This is a genomic window from Streptomyces sp. KR55 (genome assembly GCF_052245645.1).
GTDB classification, from domain to species: Bacteria; Actinomycetota; Actinomycetes; order Streptomycetales; family Streptomycetaceae; genus Streptomyces; species Streptomyces flavusporus.
In genome coordinates this window covers 1-18,571 of the sequence record NZ_JBQQCE010000023.1, presented here as the reverse complement: position 1 = coordinate 18,571, position 18,571 = coordinate 1, and the positions used below count along the sequence as shown (strand labels likewise).

At 71.4% G+C, this 18,571-nt stretch carries 15 protein-coding genes and 1 pseudogene; 6 read left to right on the top strand and 10 right to left on the bottom strand.

Translation table 11 applies throughout. The features are described 5' to 3' along the window. Entirely contained in the window at positions 1-1,290 is a 1,290-nt protein-coding gene (gene pdhA / locus ACTWQJ_RS05575; protein WP_443305485.1) for a pyruvate dehydrogenase (acetyl-transferring) E1 component subunit alpha, read from the bottom strand. 474 nt (positions 1,291-1,764) lie between these two features. Between pdhA and ACTWQJ_RS05570 the strand changes: the two genes are divergently transcribed. Then, entirely contained in the window at positions 1,765-2,808 is a 1,044-nt protein-coding gene (locus tag ACTWQJ_RS05570) for a phosphotransferase (RefSeq protein ID WP_443305484.1), read from the top strand. 53 nt (positions 2,809-2,861) lie between these two features. Here the strand turns inward: ACTWQJ_RS05570 and ACTWQJ_RS05565 are convergent, their stop codons facing one another. Continuing rightward, complete coding sequence (locus ACTWQJ_RS05565; protein ID WP_443305483.1) at positions 2,862-4,481, bottom strand: protein kinase domain-containing protein; 1,620 nt, start codon at positions 4,479-4,481, stop codon at positions 2,862-2,864. A gap of 370 nt (positions 4,482-4,851) precedes the next feature. On the opposite strand from ACTWQJ_RS05565, the gene ACTWQJ_RS05560 reads away from it, so the two are divergent. Beyond that, on the top strand, positions 4,852-6,486 hold the full coding sequence (locus ACTWQJ_RS05560; RefSeq protein WP_443305482.1) for a protein kinase domain-containing protein: 1,635 nt from the start codon (positions 4,852-4,854) through the stop codon (positions 6,484-6,486). 117 nt (positions 6,487-6,603) lie between these two features. Here ACTWQJ_RS05560 and ACTWQJ_RS05555 read toward each other — a convergent pair whose 3' ends face one another. Beyond that, the gene (locus ACTWQJ_RS05555) at positions 6,604-7,146 is read right to left on the bottom strand and encodes a bacterial proteasome activator family protein (RefSeq protein WP_443305481.1); all 543 of its coding nucleotides are present in this window, start codon (positions 7,144-7,146) and stop codon (positions 6,604-6,606) included. Positions 7,147-7,370: 224 nt separating this feature from the next. Between ACTWQJ_RS05555 and ACTWQJ_RS05550 the strand changes: the two genes are divergently transcribed. Next, positions 7,371-7,844 (top strand): hypothetical protein, encoded by a 474-nt coding sequence (locus ACTWQJ_RS05550; RefSeq protein ID WP_443305480.1) that lies wholly within the window; start codon positions 7,371-7,373, stop codon positions 7,842-7,844. A gap of 4 nt (positions 7,845-7,848) precedes the next feature. Here ACTWQJ_RS05550 and ACTWQJ_RS05545 read toward each other — a convergent pair whose 3' ends face one another. After that, positions 7,849-8,829, bottom strand: coding sequence for an NAD(P)H-quinone oxidoreductase (locus ACTWQJ_RS05545; RefSeq protein ID WP_443305479.1), 981 nt, complete (start codon positions 8,827-8,829; stop codon positions 7,849-7,851). A 222-nt stretch (positions 8,830-9,051) separates the two neighbouring features. On the opposite strand from ACTWQJ_RS05545, the gene ACTWQJ_RS05540 reads away from it, so the two are divergent. Both ACTWQJ_RS05540 and ACTWQJ_RS05535 read left to right on the top strand, forming a co-directional pair. Then, a complete protein-coding gene (locus ACTWQJ_RS05540) occupies positions 9,052-10,074 on the top strand; it encodes an ATP-binding cassette domain-containing protein (RefSeq protein ID WP_443305478.1) in 1,023 nt (340 codons plus the stop codon). Continuing rightward, positions 10,071-10,919, top strand: a complete 849-nt coding sequence (locus ACTWQJ_RS05535; protein WP_443305477.1) for an ABC transporter permease — start codon at positions 10,071-10,073, stop codon at positions 10,917-10,919. Before ACTWQJ_RS05540 ends, ACTWQJ_RS05535 begins: the two co-directional genes overlap by 4 nt. Positions 10,920-10,927: 8 nt before the next feature. On the opposite strand, the pseudogene ACTWQJ_RS05530 reads toward ACTWQJ_RS05535, so the two are convergent. Further along, a pseudogene (locus ACTWQJ_RS05530) lies at positions 10,928-11,608 on the bottom strand (potassium channel family protein); the annotation flags it as partial. Between the two features lie 162 nt (positions 11,609-11,770). On the opposite strand from ACTWQJ_RS05530, the gene ACTWQJ_RS05525 reads away from it, so the two are divergent. Further along, entirely contained in the window at positions 11,771-12,886 is a 1,116-nt protein-coding gene (locus ACTWQJ_RS05525; protein ID WP_443305475.1) for a potassium channel family protein, read from the top strand. A 15-nt stretch (positions 12,887-12,901) separates the two neighbouring features. Here ACTWQJ_RS05525 and ACTWQJ_RS05520 read toward each other — a convergent pair whose 3' ends face one another. The 5 genes from ACTWQJ_RS05520 to ACTWQJ_RS05500 all read right to left on the bottom strand — a co-directional run. After that, complete coding sequence (locus ACTWQJ_RS05520) at positions 12,902-14,287, bottom strand: molybdopterin molybdotransferase MoeA (protein ID WP_443305474.1); 1,386 nt, start codon at positions 14,285-14,287, stop codon at positions 12,902-12,904. Continuing rightward, complete coding sequence (locus ACTWQJ_RS05515; RefSeq protein ID WP_443305473.1) at positions 14,284-15,279, bottom strand: NTP transferase domain-containing protein; 996 nt, start codon at positions 15,277-15,279, stop codon at positions 14,284-14,286. The genes ACTWQJ_RS05520 and ACTWQJ_RS05515 overlap by 4 nt, the downstream gene beginning before the upstream one ends. A gap of 53 nt (positions 15,280-15,332) precedes the next feature. Next, positions 15,333-16,793, bottom strand: a complete 1,461-nt coding sequence (locus ACTWQJ_RS05510; RefSeq protein WP_443305472.1) for a dihydrolipoamide acetyltransferase family protein — start codon at positions 16,791-16,793, stop codon at positions 15,333-15,335. Further along, complete coding sequence (locus tag ACTWQJ_RS05505) at positions 16,793-17,797, bottom strand: alpha-ketoacid dehydrogenase subunit beta (RefSeq protein ID WP_224734679.1); 1,005 nt, start codon at positions 17,795-17,797, stop codon at positions 16,793-16,795. The genes ACTWQJ_RS05510 and ACTWQJ_RS05505 overlap by 1 nt, the downstream gene beginning before the upstream one ends. Beyond that, a partial coding sequence (locus ACTWQJ_RS05500; protein ID WP_443305471.1) for a thiamine pyrophosphate-dependent enzyme occupies positions 17,794-18,571 on the bottom strand: 778 nt, incomplete at its 5' end. The genes ACTWQJ_RS05505 and ACTWQJ_RS05500, both read right to left, overlap by 4 nt.

Genomic DNA, 18,571 nt, shown 5'->3' with positions numbered 1-18,571 from the left:
TCAGACCCCCTCTACGTCCGCGAACGACGCCTGGTAGGCGGCGAACTGGGCTCGCTCCTCGTCGACGAGCGCATGCCCGTCCGCGTACACGTTCTCGAAGATGGCGAAGTGGTCCGGGTCCGGCATGGCACGGACCGCTTCGCGCACTCGCCTGCCCAACGCCTCGCTCTCCGCCTCGAGTTCCGCGAAGAATCCCTCGTCCGCGTGGTTTGAGGACTCCAGGTGGCGGCGAAGGCGCAGGATCGGGTCCTTCGCCTCCCAGGCGGCCCGCTCGTCGTCATGGCGGTAGCGGGTGGGGTCGTCGGAGGTGGTGTGTGCGCCCATCCGGTACGTGTACGCCTCGACCAGCGTCGGGCCCTCGCCGCTGCGGGCCCGCTCCAGCGCCCACCTGGTGACGGCGAGGCAGGCCAGCACGTCGTTGCCGTCGACGCGGACGCCGGGGAAGCCGTAACCCTGCGCGCGCTGGTAGAGCGGGACGCGGCTCTGCTTCTCGGTCGGCTCGGAGATCGCCCACTGGTTGTTCTGGCAGAAGAACACCACGGGGGCGTTGTAGACCGCGGAGAACGTGAACGACTCCGCGACGTCGCCCTGGCTGGAGGCTCCGTCGCCGAAGTAGGCGATGACCGCCGAGTCGGCGCCGTCCTTGGCGACGCCCATGGCGTAGCCCGTGGCGTGCAGCGTCTGGGAGCCGATGACGATCGTGTAGAGGTGGAAGTTGTTGCCGTTCGGGTCCCAGCCGCCGTTGTTGACGCCGCGGAACATGCCGAGCAGGTTGGTCGGGTCCACGCCGCGGCACCAGGCGACGCCGTGCTCGCGGTAGGTCGGGAAGACGTAGTCGTCGTCGCGCAGGGCCCGGCCGGAGCCGATCTGGGCGGCCTCCTGGCCGAGCAGTGAGGCCCACAGGCCCAGCTCGCCCTGGCGCTGCAGGGAGGTTGCCTCGGCGTCGAAGCGGCGGGTGAGCACCATGTCGCGGTACAGGCCGCGCAGCTCTTCGGGGGTGATGTCGGCGACGTACTCGTCGTACGCGGCGGTGTCGGCGGTCCGGACGCGCTCGCCCTCGGGCGTCAGCAGCTGCACCAGCTCGGGGCCGGCGGTCTGCGCGGCGCCCGTGGCCTTCTTGGCGCCGGCGGCCCGCTTGGCGGGCGTGGCCTTCTTGGCGGTGGTCTTCTTGGCGGTCGTGCGGGTGGTGCGCTGGGTGCCGGTGGCGTCGGTTGCTTCGGCGCCGGTGGACCCGGCCTTGCTTCCGGCGCTGCGTCGCGGCTTGCGCGGGGCAGTGCTCTCCACGGTCACGTGTGCTCCTCCGTCGGTCCGGCCCCCGGGGTTGCCGGTAGGCCAGTGCGGCTCACCTGATCCGACCCTCGGGCACGGGGTGGGTGCCACTCGGCCGGGAACAGGCGTGACAGGTGCCCCGGCGAGCGCCCTGCAAGAGGCACGTTACCCAGTGCTCCACATTTCTGTGTAACCCCTCTTGACCTGCGTTTTTGCTTGGAAATCCAAGTAAATCGCAAAGTCGGGAAGGGGCCCAGGTCACAGCCTTGCAGGGGGCCGGAACACCGGCACGTTATCCCGCGCACCCAGCTCACGGGAAGAGTTCGTGTCCGACACCGACTTCATGCCCGAAAAAGGGTAAATCGGGTTATTTCTCCTCGGCGATCACGAGGGTGCGCGAGCAGGATCACCCACTTGTGACCGAAAGCGACCATCGACGACTTCCTGTGACAACGCCCAGCTCACAGGCTCGCCAGGTGCCCTAGCATCTGGCGCGTGCCGCGCCCATGTGTACCACCCCCTGCGCTCCACGCGCCCCCGCTGAGCGCCCTTCTGCGCCAGTACTCCGCCGGTTCCGCCCTCACCTGCGACCCCGTCGACCAGGGGCTGCTCAACCGCGGCTACCGGCTGTGCACGACCCGCGGCCGCTACTTCCTCAAGCACCACTTCGACCCCGACACCGCCGACCCCGCCGCGATCGAACGCCGGCACCGGGCGACCCAGCGCCTGGCCGACCTCGGCGTGCCGGTGGCCCCGCCGCTGGCCGGCCGGGACGGGCGCACGGTCGCGGTCGTCGGCGGCCACGCGTATGCCCTGCACCCGTGGATCGACGGCCGGCACCGGCACGGCGGCCAGCTCAGCACCGGCCAGTGCGCCCGGCTCGGCGCGCTGCTGGGGGCGGTTCACGCGAGCCTGGAGCGCGTGATGCCGCCCAAGGGGCGCACGCCCCCGGCCACGAGCCCCCACCCTGTGGAGAGTGCCGACCCCGCCGACACGTTCGACCTCATCGACGACCTCCTCGCGCGCGTACGCCGGCACCGCCCCGCCGACTCCTTCGACGAACTCGCCCGGCACCGGCTCCTGGAACGGCGCACGCTGCTGGAGCGGCACGCGGACCGGCGTCCCCCGCGCGGTGGCTCGGTGGGCTGGGTGCACGGCGACTTCCACCCGTTCAACCTGCTCTATCAGGGGGACGCCCCGGCCGCGATCGTCGACTGGGACCGGCTCGGCGTCCAGCCCCGCGCGGAGGAGGCCGTACGGGCCGCCGCGATCTTCTTCGTACGCCCGGCGGGCACCCTCGACCTGCCCAAGGTGCGGGCGTACGCGCGCGCGTACCGGCGTGCCGCCGGGGCGGCGCCCTCGGAGCTCGCGGCGGCCGTGCACCGCGTGTGGTGGGAGCGCCTGAACGACTTCTGGATGCTGCGCTGGCACTACGAACGCGGCGACACCCGCGCGGACTCCCAGTTCCCAGCCGCTTCGGCGCTCGCGGTGTGGTGGACGCGGGAGTACGAGGCGGTGTGCGGGGCGTTCGTGCAGTGACCCTTACCGGGTGGTTGCGACAGCACTCGGCGTTGGAATCGTCGGCCGACCGGTCAGCCGACCTCCCCGGTGACGCCACCGTCGCTGACGCCGCCGCTGTCCGTGCCGCCGCTGTCCGCGCCACCCGTACCGGTGCCGCCGGTATCCGTGCCACCTGTACCGGTGCCGCCGGTGTCCGTGCCACCTGTATCGGACGGGACGGTGTCCGTCGGTTCTGTGTCCGTCGGCGCGGTCTCGGTCGTCGCGGTCTCCGTCGGCTCACCACTCGGGGTCGCGGACGGCGTGTACGAAGGCGTGGGTTCCGGTGTGTAGTCCCAGTCGCCGCCCGTGCCCGTGTCCTCCTCCGTCGAGGTGTCCGTGGGCTGCTCGGACTCGTCCTCGCTCGGCGTCTCGCTGGCCTTGTCGTCCTCGGTGGTCTGCGAGGCGGTCGGCGACTTCGGGGTGTCGGTACCGCCCTTGCCGTCGCCGGTGTTCTGCAGCGCCAGCGCGACACCGGCCACCACGGCGATCACGGCGAGGGCGGCGAGAATCCACAGCTTGCCGCGGCCGCTGCCCTTGTTGCCGTGCCCCTCGAAGCCGCCGTCGTCGCCACCGCCGTAGGGCGGCAGGATCGGCTGCGGGATCTGCGTGGTGCCCTCGGCCGAGTGCGGCAGCACGGTCGTGCCCGCCATGCCCCTCGCCGGGGTCTGACCGCCCTCGTGCAGGTTCACCGGGCCGGTGTTCCAGGTGCCGGTGTGGCCGCCCTGGTCGTACAGCATCTGCAGGCCGTACTGGACCAGCCCGCGCATCTCCTCGGCGGTCTGGAAGCGGTCGTCGGGGTCCTTGGCGAGCGAGCGCATGACGAGGCCGTCGAGCTCCGGCGGCGAGGCGTCGGAGGCCTCGGACGGCGGCGTCGGGATGTCCTGGACGTGCTGGTAGACCACCGACAGCGGGGTCTCGCCGACGAACGGCGGGCGCAGCGCGAGGAGTTCGTACAGCAGACAGCCGGTCGCATACAGGTCGGAGCGGTGGTCGACGGCCTTGCCGAGGGCCTGCTCCGGGGAGAGGTACTGCGGGGTGCCCATGACCATGCCGGTCTGCGTCATCGTCGTGGACGCGCCGTGCAACGCGCGCGCGATGCCGAAGTCCATCACCTTGACGGCGCCGTTGTGGGTGATGATGACGTTCGCCGGCTTGATGTCGCGGTGCACGATGCCGTGCTGGTGCGAGTAGGCAAGCGCCTCAAGGACACCGGAGACGATGATCAGGGCCTGCTCCGGGCCGGGCGCCTCGGCGTTGAACAGCAGATCGCGGATGGTGCGGCCCTCGACCAGTTCCATCACGATGTACGGCACCGACTGGCCGCCCACGAAGTCCTCGCCGGAGTCGTACACGGCGACGATCGCGTGGTGGTTGAGGCCGGCCACGGACTGGGCCTCGCGCGTGAAGCGGGCCTTGGACACCGGGTCCTCGGCGAGATCGGAGCGCAGCAGCTTGACCGCCACGGTGCGCCCGAGGCGCACGTCCTCGGCCGCGAACACCTCGGCCATGCCGCCCCGGCCGAGTCTGCGGGTCAGCCGATACCGGCCGTCCCCGACAAGCCCTCCGTTACCCCACATTTCCGGCGCATCTGACATCCCGCCGCCAGTCGCCTCGGGGTCGGACGGGCCCTGAGCGCGCTGCTGCTGTGCCATCAGTCCTCGCCGTCGTTTCTGCCCGCGGTGCGCGCGGTGTTGTTACGGTCTCCGTCGGCCACGCTACAGCCTCCGCGCAAGCCGCCGGTCCCAGATGGATACCGGGACCGGCCCGGGACGGACCGCCCGTCGAACCGGTCATCAAACCCTCGCGCCGTTGCGTCGTGCAAATCCTGTGTACCGGCCGTACGGCCGCTGTAACGCTTCCGCGACGCTTCTTTCGCGTACGGTCACGGAACGGGCACCGAGCTTGACGTGTCAGTGCCCTGGGGCAGACTTGGCCGGGAATAACACATTCGATCAACGACATTCGATCAACGCGGGAGCACAGCGGCACCGCTGCCGCGGCGCCTATGGGGGACGCAGAAAGATGAGCCAGGACGGCGCACAGGGCCGGTACGTGGGACGGGCGCTCGCCGGCGGCCGCTATCAACTGCGTGATCTGCTCGGCCAGGGCGGTATGGCCTCGGTGCACCTCGCATACGACTCGGTGCTCGACCGTCAGGTCGCGATCAAGACGCTGCACACCGAACTGGGCCGCGAACAGGCCTTCCGCGAGCGCTTCCGCCGCGAGGCGCAGGCGGTGGCGAAGCTCACGCACACAAACATCGTCTCGGTCTTCGACACCGGCGAGGACGAGCTCGACTCCATGACAACGCCGTACATCGTCATGGAGTACATCGAGGGCCGCCCGCTGGGGTCGGTCCTTGACGAGGATGTACGGCAGTACGGCGCGATGCCCGCCGACAAGGCTCTGAAGATCACCGCGGACGTGCTCGCGGCGCTGGAGATCAGCCACGAGATGGGCCTGGTCCACCGGGACATCAAGCCGGGCAACGTGATGATGACCAAGCGCGGCGTCGTCAAGGTGATGGACTTCGGCATCGCCCGTGCCATGCAGTCCGGCGTGACCTCGATGACGCAGACCGGCATGGTCGTCGGCACCCCGCAGTACCTCTCGCCGGAACAGGCGCTGGGCCGCGGGGTGGATGCCCGGTCCGACCTGTACTCGGTCGGCATCATGCTGTTCCAACTGGTCACCGGGCGGCTGCCGTTCGACGCGGACTCACCGCTGGCCATCGCGTACGCGCACGTGCAGGAGGAGCCGGTCGCGCCCTCCTCGATCAACCGTTCCCTGCCGCCGGCCGTCGACGCGCTGGTCACCCGCGCGCTGAAGAAGAACCCGAACGAGCGCTTCCCGACCGCCGCGTCCATGCGCGACGAGTGCCTGCGCGTGGCCGCGTCCTACCAGGCGGCCCCGCCGAGCATCGTGCCGGGCACCCAGACGCAGAGCGGCGCGGGCGTCGGCTCCGCGGTGTTCCCGCCGGTCGACCAGTTCACCCCGGCGCCCACGGGGGGCGTCCAGACGCCGTACCAGCCGACGCCGACGCCGAACCCGTACGGCACTCCGACGCCTTCCCCGGCGTACGGCTATCCGCAGCAGGGCGGCTACCAGACACCGAACCCGTCCGCGTACTCGCCGCAGCCGACCCCGTCCACGCCGCCGCCGTACAACATCACGCCGCAGCCGCAGGCACCTTCGGGCGGGGGCAAGAGCAACAAGCCCGTGATCATCGGCTCGATCGTCGTCGCGGTGATCGCGGTCGGCGGCCTGATCGCGGCACTGACGCTGAACGGCGGCGACAACAACAACGAGGGCGGGGGCGGCGACGCCAGCGCCTCCGCCTCGGCCACCAAGGCGGCGGGCTACCGCGGGCCGGACAAGGCGAAGACCATCGACAAGGAAGAATGCACGGAACCGGAGGAGTCGTACAACGACCCCGACAAGATCCAGATTCCGGACTTCCAGTTCAAGAACATTGACTCGGTCAAGGCCTGCCTCCAGGCCGCCGGCTGGCAGATGAGCATCAAGGACGTCGACGAGAACACCTACGGCGACGGCACGGTGATGGACCAGTTCCCGTCCGCCGGTAAGGATGTCGACCCGCAGGATATGCCGGAGATCGAACTCAGCGTATCGACGGGCAATCCTCCGTCGGCCTGACGGGGCGGGCACTCAAGGCGCTTGAGGGCGCTTGAAGGCGCTTGAAGGGAAAGGCCCGGCACGTGCCGGGCCTTTCGGCTGTGGGGCTGTCCGCCGGACCTGGCGGACCCGGCGGGCCTACAGGTAGGGCCCGCCCGAGCGGCCACCCGCGCGCGGGTCGTCGTAGCCCTCGTGGGCGACGCCGGGCGGGAGGGCGCGGCGCATCTGCTCCAGCTGGGCCCGCGCGGCCATCTGCTGGGCGAACAGCGTCGTCTGGATCCCGTGGAAGAGGCCTTCCAGCCAGCCGACCAACTGGGCCTGCGCGATCCGCAGTTCTGCGTCGCTGGGGGTCGCCTCGTCCGTGAACGGCAGGGAGAGCCGCTCCAGTTCCTCGACGAGCTCCGGTGCCAGGCCGTCCTCCAGCTCCTTCACCGAACTGGCGTGGATCTCCTTGAGCCGGACCCGGCTGGCCTCGTCCAGAGGAGCAGCACGCACCTCCTCGAGCAGCTGCTTGATCATGCTGCCGATCCGCATGACCTTGGCCGGCTGCTCGACCTGCTCGGTCACCGGGATCTCGTGGGAGTCCTCGTCCGTACCGCCACCGAGAGCCATACCGTCCTGGCCCACGACCAGGATCTTCTGGGCGTTCTCCGGCGACCTTTCGTTCCTCGGCATCTCCATGCCGCCATTCTCTCGCACCCGTACACCTCATCACCGCGGCGCCCCCTGTGGTGGGTGATCCACCGATTACAGCCACTCGGAGGCATCCGGAATGCCGGGATCGTTAGTGGATGTGAGGCTTGTTCCGTTGATCGTTCCGATTGTGGTGAACCTGGCTCCGGGAGGGGGTCACCGACGTGACTCCATGGCTGCGCATATGGCGTGCGACGGGGGTGTTTGCGGGGGTGGGGGCGACCGTGGTCTCGTGCGGGGCCGTTTCGTCGTACGGCAGCGTTTCGTCGTACGGCAGCGTTTCGACGTACGGGGTCGTATCGGCGTACGACGCGAAGCCGCTCTCGCCGAGCGGCACCCCCTCCGGCTCCGCGTCCGCCGGTGAGCCGACGCGGGCCGGGAGCCGGGCGGGTGAGGGGCGGGCGCGGCCGGGGCGGCAGGAGCCGGCAGCGACCGGGGCCGCGACGGCGCCGCCGACAGGGGACGGCGCCGACGACGACGTATCCGCAGCACCGCCGGCGTCCGACGAGCCCGCGCCCACTGCGCCGTCGGGGCAGGAGGAGCCCGTGCGGCAGGCCGTCGCGGAGTCCGAGGCCACCGGCGAACCGGTGCTGAAGATCCTGCCGCTGGGCAGCGGTCTGGTGCTGATCGGACTCGGGCTCGGGCTCGCCTTCGTCGCCCTTCGGGTGCGCCGGAGCCAGGGCTGACCGATCAGGACGTGGTGAGCAGGACCTTTCCGACGTGGCCGCTCTCCTCCACCAGACGGTGGGCCGCGGAGGCCTCACGCATCGGGAGTTCGCGGTCGACGACCGGGCGGACGTGGCCGGCCGCGAGCAGGGGCCAGACGTGCTCGCGTACGGCCGCGACGATCGCCGCCTTCTCGTCGAGCGGGCGGGCGCGCAGCGAGGTCGCGCTGATCGCGGCCCGCTTGTTCAGGAGCGCGCCGATGTTCAGCTCACCCTTGACGCCGCCCTGCAGGCCGATGATCGAGAGCCGGCCGTTGACGGCGAGGGTGCGGACGTTGCGGTCCAGGTACTTGGCACCCATGTTGTCGAGGATGACGTCGGCCCCGGCGCCGTCGGTGGCCTTCCTGACCTCCTCGACGAAGTCCTGGCCCCGGTAGTTGATCAGGATGTCGGCGCCCAGCTCGGCACAGCGCTCCAGCTTCTCCTCGGTTCCGGCCGTGACGGCGACCTTGGCGCCGACGGCCTTGGCGAGCTGGATCGCCATGGTGCCGATGCCGCTGGACCCGCCGTGCACGAGGAGGGTCTCGCCGGGGCGGAGGTGGGAGACCATGAAGACGTTCGACCAGACCGTGCAGGTCACCTCGGGCAGCGCTGCGGCCTGCTGCAGGCCCACACCCGCGGGAACGGGCAGCAGCTGGCCGGCCGGGACGGCGACCTTCTCGGCGTAGCCGCCTCCGGAGAGCAGCGCGCAGACCTCGTCGCCGACGGCCCACCCGGCGACGCCCTCTCCGAGCGCGGCGATGCGCCCGGAGCACTCCAGGCCGGGGTAGGGGGACGCGCCGGGCGGCGGGTTGTAGAAGCCCTGCCGTTGCAGGATGTCGGCCCGGTTGACGGCGCTGGCCGCCACCTCTACCAGGACCTCGCCCTCGCCGGGCACCGGATCCGGGACCTCGTCCCACACCAGCGCCTCGGGCCCACCAGGTTCGGGAATCGTGATCGCATGCATGAAGGGGACGCTACTGGACCGAGCCTTCCCCGTCGCCGGACCGAGCCATCCCCTCAGGCACCGAACCTCCCCCGTCGCTGGACCGAGTCTCCTCAGTCGTCCGGCCGAACCCCCCTCCGTCGCTGGGCCGAACCCGTGAGAAATCCCTGTGCGTGACCGATGAGTTTGCGCGACCGTGGAGGTCTCCCATGCGTAACCGGAGTACGCGGAAGGACACCCCATATGAGCCAGCAGACGCCCGGTCTGGCCATTGAGACAGCGGGCTTGGTGAAGACGTTCGGCGAGACCAGGGCCGTCGACGGCGTCGACCTGGCCGTACCCACCGGCACGGTGTACGGCGTTCTCGGTCCGAACGGCGCCGGCAAGACGACCACCGTCAAGATGCTCGCCACTCTGCTCAGGCCGGACGGCGGAGAGGCGCATGTCTTTGGGCACGACGTCGTCCGGGAGGCGGACGAGGTGCGCAGCCGGGTCAGCCTGACCGGTCAGTACGCGTCCGTCGACGAGGACCTGACCGGCACGGAGAACCTGGTCCTGCTCGGCCGGCTCCTCGGCCACGGCAAGAAGGCCGCACGTGAGCGCGCCGCCCAGCTGCTGGAGGCCTTCGGGCTGACGGACGCGGCCGGCAAGCAGGTCAAGAACTACTCCGGCGGCATGCGGCGTCGTATCGACATCGCCGCGTCCATCCTGAACACGCCCGACCTGCTCTTCCTCGACGAGCCGACCACCGGCCTGGACCCGCGCAGCCGCAACCAGGTGTGGGACATCGTGCGCTCGGTCGTCGCCCAGGGCACGACCGTGCTGCTGACCACGCAGTATCTGGACGAGGCCGACCAGCTGGCCTCGCGGATCGCCGTCATCGACCGCGGCAAGGTGATCGCCGAGGGGACGAAGGGCGAGTTGAAGTCGTCGGTCGGAGCCGGGTCCGTACATCTGCGGCTGCGGGATCCGGAGCAGCGGCCGGAGGCCTCGCGGGTGCTGCGGCTGGTGCTGCAGGCGGACGTACAGCTGGAACCGGATCCCGTGGCGCTGACGGCCCGGGTCGGTGCCGGTGCGGCGAACGGTCAGGGCGCGGCCGAGCAGGCCGCCCAGGCGCTCGCCGAGCTGGCCCGCGGCGGCATCGTCGTCGACAACTTCTCGCTGGGCCAGCCCAGCCTGGACGAGGTGTTCCTCGCCCTCACCGGACATGACACCAAGGTGCACGACCAGGCCCACGACGACGTGAAGGACGGGGCAGCCGCATGAGTACCGTGACCCCCACCGAGACCAAGGAACTGGCCCCTGTCAGCACCGAGTCGCTGGCCGAGCTGCTCGTCGCCAAGGAGCGGCCGCCGCGCCCGAGCGCGCTGTCGGCGTCGCTGACCTTCGGCTGGCGGGCGATGCTCAAGATCAAGCATGTGCCGGAGCAGCTGTTCGACGTCACGGCGTTCCCGATCATGATGGTGCTGATGTACACGTACCTGTTCGGCGGGGCGCTGGCCGGTTCGCCGAAGGAGTACATCCAGTTCCTGCTGCCGGGCATCCTGGTGATGTCCGTCGTGATGATCACGATGTACACCGGTGTCTCGGTCAACACCGACATCGAGAAGGGCGTGTTCGACCGGTTCCGCAGCCTGCCCATCTGGCGGCCGTCGACGATGGTCGGCTACCTGCTGGGTGATGCGCTGCGCTACACCATCGCGTCCGTGGTGATGCTCACCGTCGGCATGATCCTCGGCTACCGGCCGGACGGCGGGGTCGGCGGAGTGGTCGCCGGGATCGCGCTGCTGATCGTCTTCTCGTTCGCGTTCTCGTGGATCTGGACGATGTTCGGGCTGCTGCTGCGCACCGAGAAGTCGGTCATGGGCGTCAGCATGATGGTGATCTTCCCGCTGACCTTCCTGTCCAACGTCTTCGTCGACCCGAGCACGATGCCGGGCTGGCTGCAGGCGTTCGTCAACAACAGCCCGGTCACGCATCTGTCCTCGGCGGTGCGGGGGCTGATGGGGGGCGAATGGCCGGCCGACGAGATCGCCTGGTCGCTGGGCTGGGCCGGGCTGTTCGTGCTCGTCTTCGGGCCGATCACGATGCGGCTGTACAACCGCAAGTAGGAATCCGCTCAGATCCGCGGGCCGCGCCGGTTGTCCGGTGCGGCCCGCGGCACGATGGTGATGACCCGGTCCGTCAGCTCCAGGGCACCCACGGCCGGATCGTCGTAGTGCAGGACCCGGTGCCCGCGTACGACGCTGATCACGAGGTCGTCCATGTCGCGCGGGCTTCTGCCCACCTCGGCCTTGGTGACCGGCCGGTCGACGACGTCCAGGCGACTGCCCTGCCGGATGAGGTCCTCCATGACCAGGCCGGCGGCGGGGCTGAGCACGGACAGGCCCAGCAGACGGCCGGCCGCTCCGGCGCTGGTGATGACCTCGTCGGCGCCGGACTGCTTCAGCAGCGGCGCGTTCTCCTCCTCCCGCACCGCGGCCACGATCTTCGCGCCCGAGTTGAGCTGCCGGGCAGTCAGCGCCACGAGGACGGCCGTGTCATCGCGCTCGGTCGCGATGACGATCTGCCCCGCCCGCTGCACCTCGGCCCGTTTCAGCACGTCGCTGCGGGTGGCGTCCCCGACCACACCGGCGTAGCCCTCGTCCGTCGCGGCGGCGATCGCCTTGCTGCTGGGGTCGATCACGACGACCTGTTCCTTCTTCAGCCCCTTGGCGCAGACGGCCTGGATCGCTGCCCGCCCCTTCGTGCCAAAACCGACGACGACGGTGTGGTCGCGCAAGGGAGACCTCCAGCGGTGTCAGAGAAGTCGGGTGCCCGTCCGGCACCGGGCCCGACGCTACCGCGCCCCGGAGACTGCCCGGCCGGGCGGCGTGTCGGGCCGGGAGGCTCGGTGACTGCTGCGGATGCTGTGCGGAACCATGGGGGCCACTGTCAGAATCACGGCCGCAGGGGGCAGACGATGAGGGACGACGAGCAGCCATCTTCCCGGAGGGTGACCCGCTCCATCCTGCGGTCCCTCTGGAGCCGCTCACGCAAGGAGGCACGCGACGACGCGGAGGCGGGCCGTTCGATCGCGATGCCCGTGCAGGGTGTCGTACCGCCGCTCCAGCAGGTCCTCAAACGCCTGTTCATGGCCATACTGGTGCTGGTCACCACCATCTTGATCGTCTACATCGACCGCGAGGGCTACACCGACAACTCCGACGGCTCCGTCGACCTGCTGGACGCCGCGTACTACGCCACCGTCACGCTCTCCACCACCGGATACGGCGACATCACCCCGGTCGGCGACGGTGCCCGGTTCACCAATATCTTCGTCATCACGCCGCTGCGCGTGCTGTTCCTGATCATCCTGGTCGGCACGACCCTGGAGGTGCTCACCGAGCGCACCCGCCAGCAGGTCCGCATCCACCGGTGGCGGGCTCGCACCCGGGATCACGTCGTGGTCATCGGCTACGGCACCAAGGGCCGGCACGCCGTGCAGACGCTGATCGGACAGGGCGTCGGCAAGGAGCGGATCGTCGTCGTGGACACGCAGGGCAAGGCGGCCGAGGCCGCCGGCGACGACGGCCTGGTGGCGGTCACCGGCGACGCCACGCGCTCCGAGACCCTGCTGAAGGCGGAGCTCCACCGCGCCACCCGCGTGATCATCGCCCCGCAGCGCGACGAGACGGCCACTCTGGTCACGCTCACCGCTCGCCAGCTGAACCGCCACGCCACGATCGTCGCCGCCGTCCGGGAGGACGAGAACGTACCGCTGCTCAAGCAGAGCGGCGCGGACACCGTCGTCACCAGTTCCAGCTCGGCCGGGCGGCTGCTGGGGACGTTCATGGCCAGCCCGCCCGTGGCCCGGACCCTGGAGGACCTCATGACCCTCGGCAGCGGGATGGACCTCATCGAACGGGCGGTCACCCAGGACGAGGTGGGCCGGACGCCCCGCGAGTGTGCGGACCTGGTCGTGGCGGTCGTACGCGACAAGAAGGTGCTGGACTACGACGAAGGCCGGCGTGCCCAGCTCCGGCCGGGAGACCGGGTCATCACCATCAGCCGACCCGTGTCCGCGGCGGCCGAGTAGGGCAAGCGCGATGTTTCACGTGAAACACACCCCGATCCCGGCCGCCGCCCACGGCAGATCCAGGATCTCCACCTCCTGACCGGGCCGAGCACCACCCGGCGGTACGACCGCGAGAGCATCGGCGGCCGCGACCCCGCGCAGCATGGCCGGACCGTTGTAGTGCAGCGGCACCGCACGGTCGCCGCGCAGAACGACGGGGATGAGCCGGGTGTCGTGCGGATGCCCGTGCACCGCGTCCGTCACCGGCAGCGCGTACGGCTCCTGCGCCGGGCGGGCGGCCAGCGTCCGCAGGACGGGCTCGGCGAGCGTGAGCAGGCCGGAGACGGCGGCGAGGGGGTTGCCAGGCAGGCCGACGAGGTGCTGGTTCTCCTTGGTGCGAGCCAGCAGCATGGGGTGGCCGGGGCGCACCTTGACCCCGTTCACCAGGAGCTCTGCGCCGATGCGGCGCAGGGTGGGGTGGACGTGGTCGACGGGGCCCGCGGCGGTGCCGCCCGTGGTGACGACGAGGTCGGCGTCACTTTCGGTGATCGCCCGGTACAGGGCTTCGGCGTCGTCGCCGAGCCGGCGCACCGCGGTGACCTCGGCGCCGAGCGCGCGCAGCCAGGGCGGCAGCATGGGGCCGAGCGCGTCCCGGATGAGTCCGTCGTGCGGCCGGCCCTCGGTGAGCAGTTCGTCGCCGAGTACGAGGACGTCGGCGCGGGGGCGGGGAACGGCGGTGAGGGTGTCGTATCCGGCGGCTGCGGCGAGGCCGAGCACGGCAGGGGTCACGAGGGTGCCGGGCGACAGGAGCTGGTCGCCGCTACGGCACTCCTGTCCGCGGGGACGGATGTCCTGACCGTGCGGCAGCTCGCGACTGGGGTGCAGTCGGCCCTTGTCGTCCGTGCGGCCGTACTCGCTGCGCAGCACCGCGGTCGTGTCCAGGGGGATACGGGCGCCGGTGGCGATCCGGACGGCCTCACCGTCGGCGAGCGGCTCGTGCTCCGCGTGCCCGGCCAGCACGCCCTCGTCCCGTACCGACCAAGGGCCGGGTCCGGCGACCGCCCACCCGTCCATCGCGGAGGTGTCGAAGGAGGGGAGGTCGGTGAGTGCGGTGAGGGGAGCGGCCAGCACGAGACCCAGGGCTGCGTCGAGGGGCACGGAGACGGGAGCTCGGCGGACGCCGGCGCGAGCGGCACGGGCTGCGGTCTCGCGGGCCTCGGGCCATGGGGTGGCCTTGTGGCGCCCGCCCGCCGCGCGCGGGGCGGCCTGGTGCCGGAGCGGGGCGGGGCTGCCGTGCGCGCCGGTGCCGCCCTGCGGGGAGGGCATGGCCGCGGTGTCCCTGTCCTCCTTCACGAGAGCCAGTACCTCCTCGACGCCGAGATCCTCGTCGTCCTCGCTGTGGCGGATACCGCGGGCGGTCATCCGGCGTCCGGGCGGGGGTCGGTCGCGGGGGCGGACTTCGCGTCGTCGGCGGCGTCCTCCGCCGCCCAGCGCTGCGCCAGGGCCGCCGCCTTGCGGCAGGCCTCGGCGACGGCTTCGGAGCTTCCCGCCCGTCGCCCACCACCACCCTTGATCGAAGGCCCTTCGGGCCCCGCCTCATAGACGGCGCGGGCCGCGGCGTAGCCGACGAGGAAGGTGGTCAGTGGTGCCGCGGGCCGCGCCACGCCGTGGGCGGCGTCGCGGGCGAGATCGAGCAGCACACCGGTGTCGACCTCGAGGTCGATGCCCAGTTCGTCCTTGACTGCGGAAATCCATTCATCCAACACGTGACCATGCTCCCTGATGCGTGCCCTTGCGGTGGCGATGTCGTCCCAGGTGTCGCAGTCGAAGGACGCGACGGGGTCGGAGATACGCGTGAGGTTCAGTGCGGCGGTGAGGAGCCGCAGAGGCAGCCCGGTGAGGCCGCCGTGTTCGGTCCCGAGGGACGCGAGCGTCCGGTGCAGGTGCGGAGCGCGGTAGGCGGCCACGAGCGGCTGGTCCCGGCCGGTGGGGTCGGTGAGGACGACACCGTCGGCTCCGCCCTCGTCTTTCTCGCCCGCCGTGTCCAGGGTGGACAGCAGGCGGTCCACGGTCCGTCCGTCGAGGAAGGGCAGGTCCGCGGACAGCACGAGCACCCGGTCGGCAGCGGTGTGCTGCAGGCCCGCTGCAAGGGCGGCGAGCGGACCGCCGCCGGGCGGGTCCTCGCGCGCCCAGGTCACGGGCCGAGCCGTCGGACGGGGATCGGCGACGACGACAGTGGTCCGTGCGTCGGCGCAGGCGGCGAGTACCCGGTCGAGCAGCGCCCGCCCGCCCACGCGTACGCCGGGCTTGTCCGCACCGCCGAGCCGCCGCGCGGCACCGCCGGCGAGTACAACGGCGTCGTAGCCGTCGGCGTCACCGGCTGCGGGGCTCGTGGGCGGCTGGTTCTCTGTCACCCCCTGAGTATGCGTGCCTCCGCGACCTCAGGGAACGCGGGCGAACCGGCCGATCACAGGGTCCGCAGCAGCACCGCCGGCTGTTCCACACAGTCCGCGACATACCGCAGGAAGCCGCCCGCCGTGCCGCCGTCACACACCCGGTGGTCGAAGGTGAGCGACAGCTGGACGACCTGCCGCACCGCCAGCTCGCCCTCGTGCACCCAGGGCTTGGGGACGATACGGCCGACGCCGAGCATGGCCGCCTCGGGGTGGTTGATGATCGGGGTGGAGCCGTCGACGCCGAACACGCCGTAGTTGTTCAGCGTGAAGGTGCCGCCGGTGAGTTCCGCGGGCGTGAGCGTCCCGGCCCGGGCCGCCTCGGTCAGCCGGGCGAACTCCGCGGTCAGCCCCTCGGCATCCCGCGCGTGGGCGTCCCGTACGACGGGCACGACGAGCCCCCGCTCGGTCTGTGCGGCGAAGCCGAGGTGCACATGGTCGAGCTGGACGACCTCCCGGGCATCCATGTCGACCGTGGAGTTGAGCTCGGGGAACCGGGCGAGCGCCGCGGTGCAGATCCGGGCCAGCAGGGCGAGCAGGGCGATCTTCGGTCCCCCGGCCGCGTTCATGGCGGTGCGGGCCCGCATCAGCTCCGTGGCGTCGGCGTCCACCCAGCAGGTCGCGTCCGGTATCTCGCGCCGGCTGCGGGAGAGCTTGTCGGCAACCGCGCCCCGGACGCCCTTGAGGGGCACGCGGGTGCCGCCGGGGGCGACGGCGGGGGTGGGAGAAGGGACGGGAGGCTCGGTGGCTGCAGCCGGAACGGCCGACACGCGTGCGTGCGGCTCGGTCGGCTGGGCTGTGCGTCCCTGTGCGGCGGCGGCCCGCAGCGCGTACTCCACGTCCGCCCGCAGGATCAGCCCGTCGGGGCCGGAGCCCGTCAGCTCCCGCAGGTCCAGCCCGTTCTCGCGGGCGAGGCGGCGGACGAGGGGTGAGATCACCGGTACGGGACCGTCACCGCGGGTGCCGTCGTGGTGGGCTGCATCGTCGTTGGCGTGGCCTTCCGCGGGCCTGACCGGCGACTTCGGAGCCGATGGAGCCGTTGGGGCCTCCCTCGAGGTCCCCGACCGGGCGGGAGCCGTCGGAGGCGCGGGACGCACCCGCCGGCGCCGCGCCGGAGGCGCACCCGTGCCATAGCCCACGAGGACGTTGCCGGAGCCCGCGTCCGAGCCCTCGGCACCCCGCTCGCCCAGGCGCTCGCCCGAGCCGTCGGTCGCACCGTCGGCGGCCGACGCGCCCACCGCGACCGTCAGCAGCGGGGCCCCGACGGGCAGTTCCGTGCCCTCCTCGCCGAAGCGGGCCGTGACCACGCCGCCGTAGGGGCAGGGCACCTCGACCATCGCCTTGGCCGTCTCGACCTCGACGACCGGCTGGTCGACGGCGACGACGTCGCCGACCTGCACCAGCCAGCGCACGATCTCCGCCTCGGTGAGCCCCTCGCCGAGGTCGGGGAGCTTGAACTCCAGCACCTGTGCCATCAGCTCTCGGCCTCCCATTGCAGACGCGCCACGGCGTCCAGGATCCGGTCGATGCCGGGCAGGTGGTGTTTCTCCAGCATCGGCGGCGGATAGGGGATGTCGAACCCGGCCACGCGCAGCACCGGTGCCTCCAGATGGTGGAAGCAGCGCTCCGTGACTCGGGCCGCGATCTCCCCGCCCGGCCCGCCGAACCCGCCCGACTCGTGTACGACGACCGCTCGCCCGGTCCGCCGTACCGAGGCGCAGACCGTCTCGTCGTCGAACGGCACAAGGGAGCGCAGGTCGACGACTTCGAGGTCCCATCCCTCGGCCCGTGCCGCCTCGGCGGCTTCGAGGCAGACGGGTACGGACGGCCCGTACGTGATGAGCGTGGCGCTCCGGCCGGAGCGCCGCACCACCGCGCGGCCAATGGGTTCAACGGTCTGCGGGTCGTCCGGGTTCCAGGCGTCCTTCGACCAGTACAGCCGCTTGGGTTCCAGAAAGACGACCGGGTCGTCGGAGGCGATGGCGGCGCGCAGCAGCCCGTAGGCGTCGGCGACGGTCGCGGGCGTGACGACATGGAGCCCCGGAGTCGCCATGTAGTACGCCTCGGAGGAGTCGCTGTGGTGTTCGACGCCGCCGATTCCGCCGCCGTACGGCACGCGGATGGTGATCGGCAGCGGCATCGTCCCGCGGGTGCGGTTGCGCATACGGGACACGTGGCTGATGAGCTGCTCGAACGCGGGATACGCGAAGGCGTCGAACTGCATCTCGACGACCGGGCGCAGTCCGTACATGGCCATGCCGACGGCCGTCCCGAGGATGCCCGCCTCGGCGAGCGGCGTGTCCGTGCAGCGGTCGTCGCCGAACTCCTTGGCCAGCCCGTCGGTGACGCGGAAGACGCCGCCGAGCGTGCCGACGTCCTCGCCCATGACGTGCACGGCCGGGTCGGCGGCCATCGCGTCACGGAGCGCACGCGTGAGGGCCTGCGCCATGGTGGCGGGCTTCACGGCGACCGTGGTCATCGGTGCGTCCCTTCCTGCTCGGCCTGGAGCTCCGCAGTCAACTGGTCCTGCTGCTCGCGCAGTTGCGGGGTGGGTTCGGCGTAGACATGGGCGAACAGGTCCCTGGGGTCGAGGACCGGGTCCTGGTTCATGCGCGCGCGCAGGTCGGCGGCGAGGGCCTCGGCGTCCTCGCGCGCGTGCCGGATGCCGGACTCGTCGATGAGGCCGCGCTCGGTCAACTCCCGTTCCAGGAGCGCGATCGGATCATGGTCCCGCCAGGCCTCGACCTCGGAGTCGGGTCGGTAGCGCTTGTCGTCGTCCGCGTTCGTGTGGGCCTCCATGCGGTACGTCACCGCCTCCACGAGCGTCGGACCGCCCCCCGCGCGCGCGTGCCGTACGGCGTCGGCGAGGACCTCGTGCACGGCCGCGGCGTCGTTGCCGTCGACCAGGCGGCCCGGCATGCCGTACCCGACGGCCTTGTGGGCCAGGGAGGGGGCGGCAGTCTGCTTGGCGAGCGGGACGGAGATCGCGAAGCCGTTGTTCTGGACCAGGAAGACGACCGGGGCCTGCCACACGGCGGCGAAGTTCAGCGCCTCGTGAAAGTCGCCCTCGCTGGTGCCGCCGTCACCGACCAGGGCGAGCGCGACCACGTCGTCGCCCTTGAGGCGGGCGGCGTGCGCGAGGCCGACGGCGTGCGGGAGCTGGGTGGCGAGCGGGGTGCACAGGGGGGCGACGCGGTGGGCGTAGGGGTCGTAGCCGGTGTGCCAGTCGCCGCGCAGCAGGGTGAGGGCCTGG

Bases quoted from the DNA above. Each gene is read 5' to 3' on its own strand.
- ACTWQJ_RS05565 (WP_443305483.1), bottom strand. From the start codon at position 4,481: ATGGCACAGCAGCAGCGCGCTCAGGGCCCGTCCGACCCCGAGGCGACT.
- ACTWQJ_RS05560 (WP_443305482.1), top strand. From the start codon at position 4,852: ATGAGCCAGGACGGCGCACAGGGCCGGTACGTGGGACGGGCGCTCGCC.
- ACTWQJ_RS05555 (WP_443305481.1), bottom strand. From the start codon at position 7,146: ATGGAGATGCCGAGGAACGAAAGGTCGCCGGAGAACGCCCAGAAGATC.
- ACTWQJ_RS05545 (WP_443305479.1), bottom strand. From the start codon at position 8,829: ATGCATGCGATCACGATTCCCGAACCTGGTGGGCCCGAGGCGCTGGTG.
- ACTWQJ_RS05540 (WP_443305478.1), top strand. From the start codon at position 9,052: ATGAGCCAGCAGACGCCCGGTCTGGCCATTGAGACAGCGGGCTTGGTG.
- ACTWQJ_RS05535 (WP_443305477.1), top strand. From the start codon at position 10,071: ATGAGTACCGTGACCCCCACCGAGACCAAGGAACTGGCCCCTGTCAGC.
- ACTWQJ_RS05525 (WP_443305475.1), top strand. From the start codon at position 11,771: ATGAGGGACGACGAGCAGCCATCTTCCCGGAGGGTGACCCGCTCCATC.
- ACTWQJ_RS05520 (WP_443305474.1), bottom strand. From the start codon at position 14,287: ATGACCGCCCGCGGTATCCGCCACAGCGAGGACGACGAGGATCTCGGC.
- ACTWQJ_RS05510 (WP_443305472.1), bottom strand. From the start codon at position 16,793: ATGGCACAGGTGCTGGAGTTCAAGCTCCCCGACCTCGGCGAGGGGCTC.
- ACTWQJ_RS05505 (WP_224734679.1), bottom strand. From the start codon at position 17,797: ATGACCACGGTCGCCGTGAAGCCCGCCACCATGGCGCAGGCCCTCACG.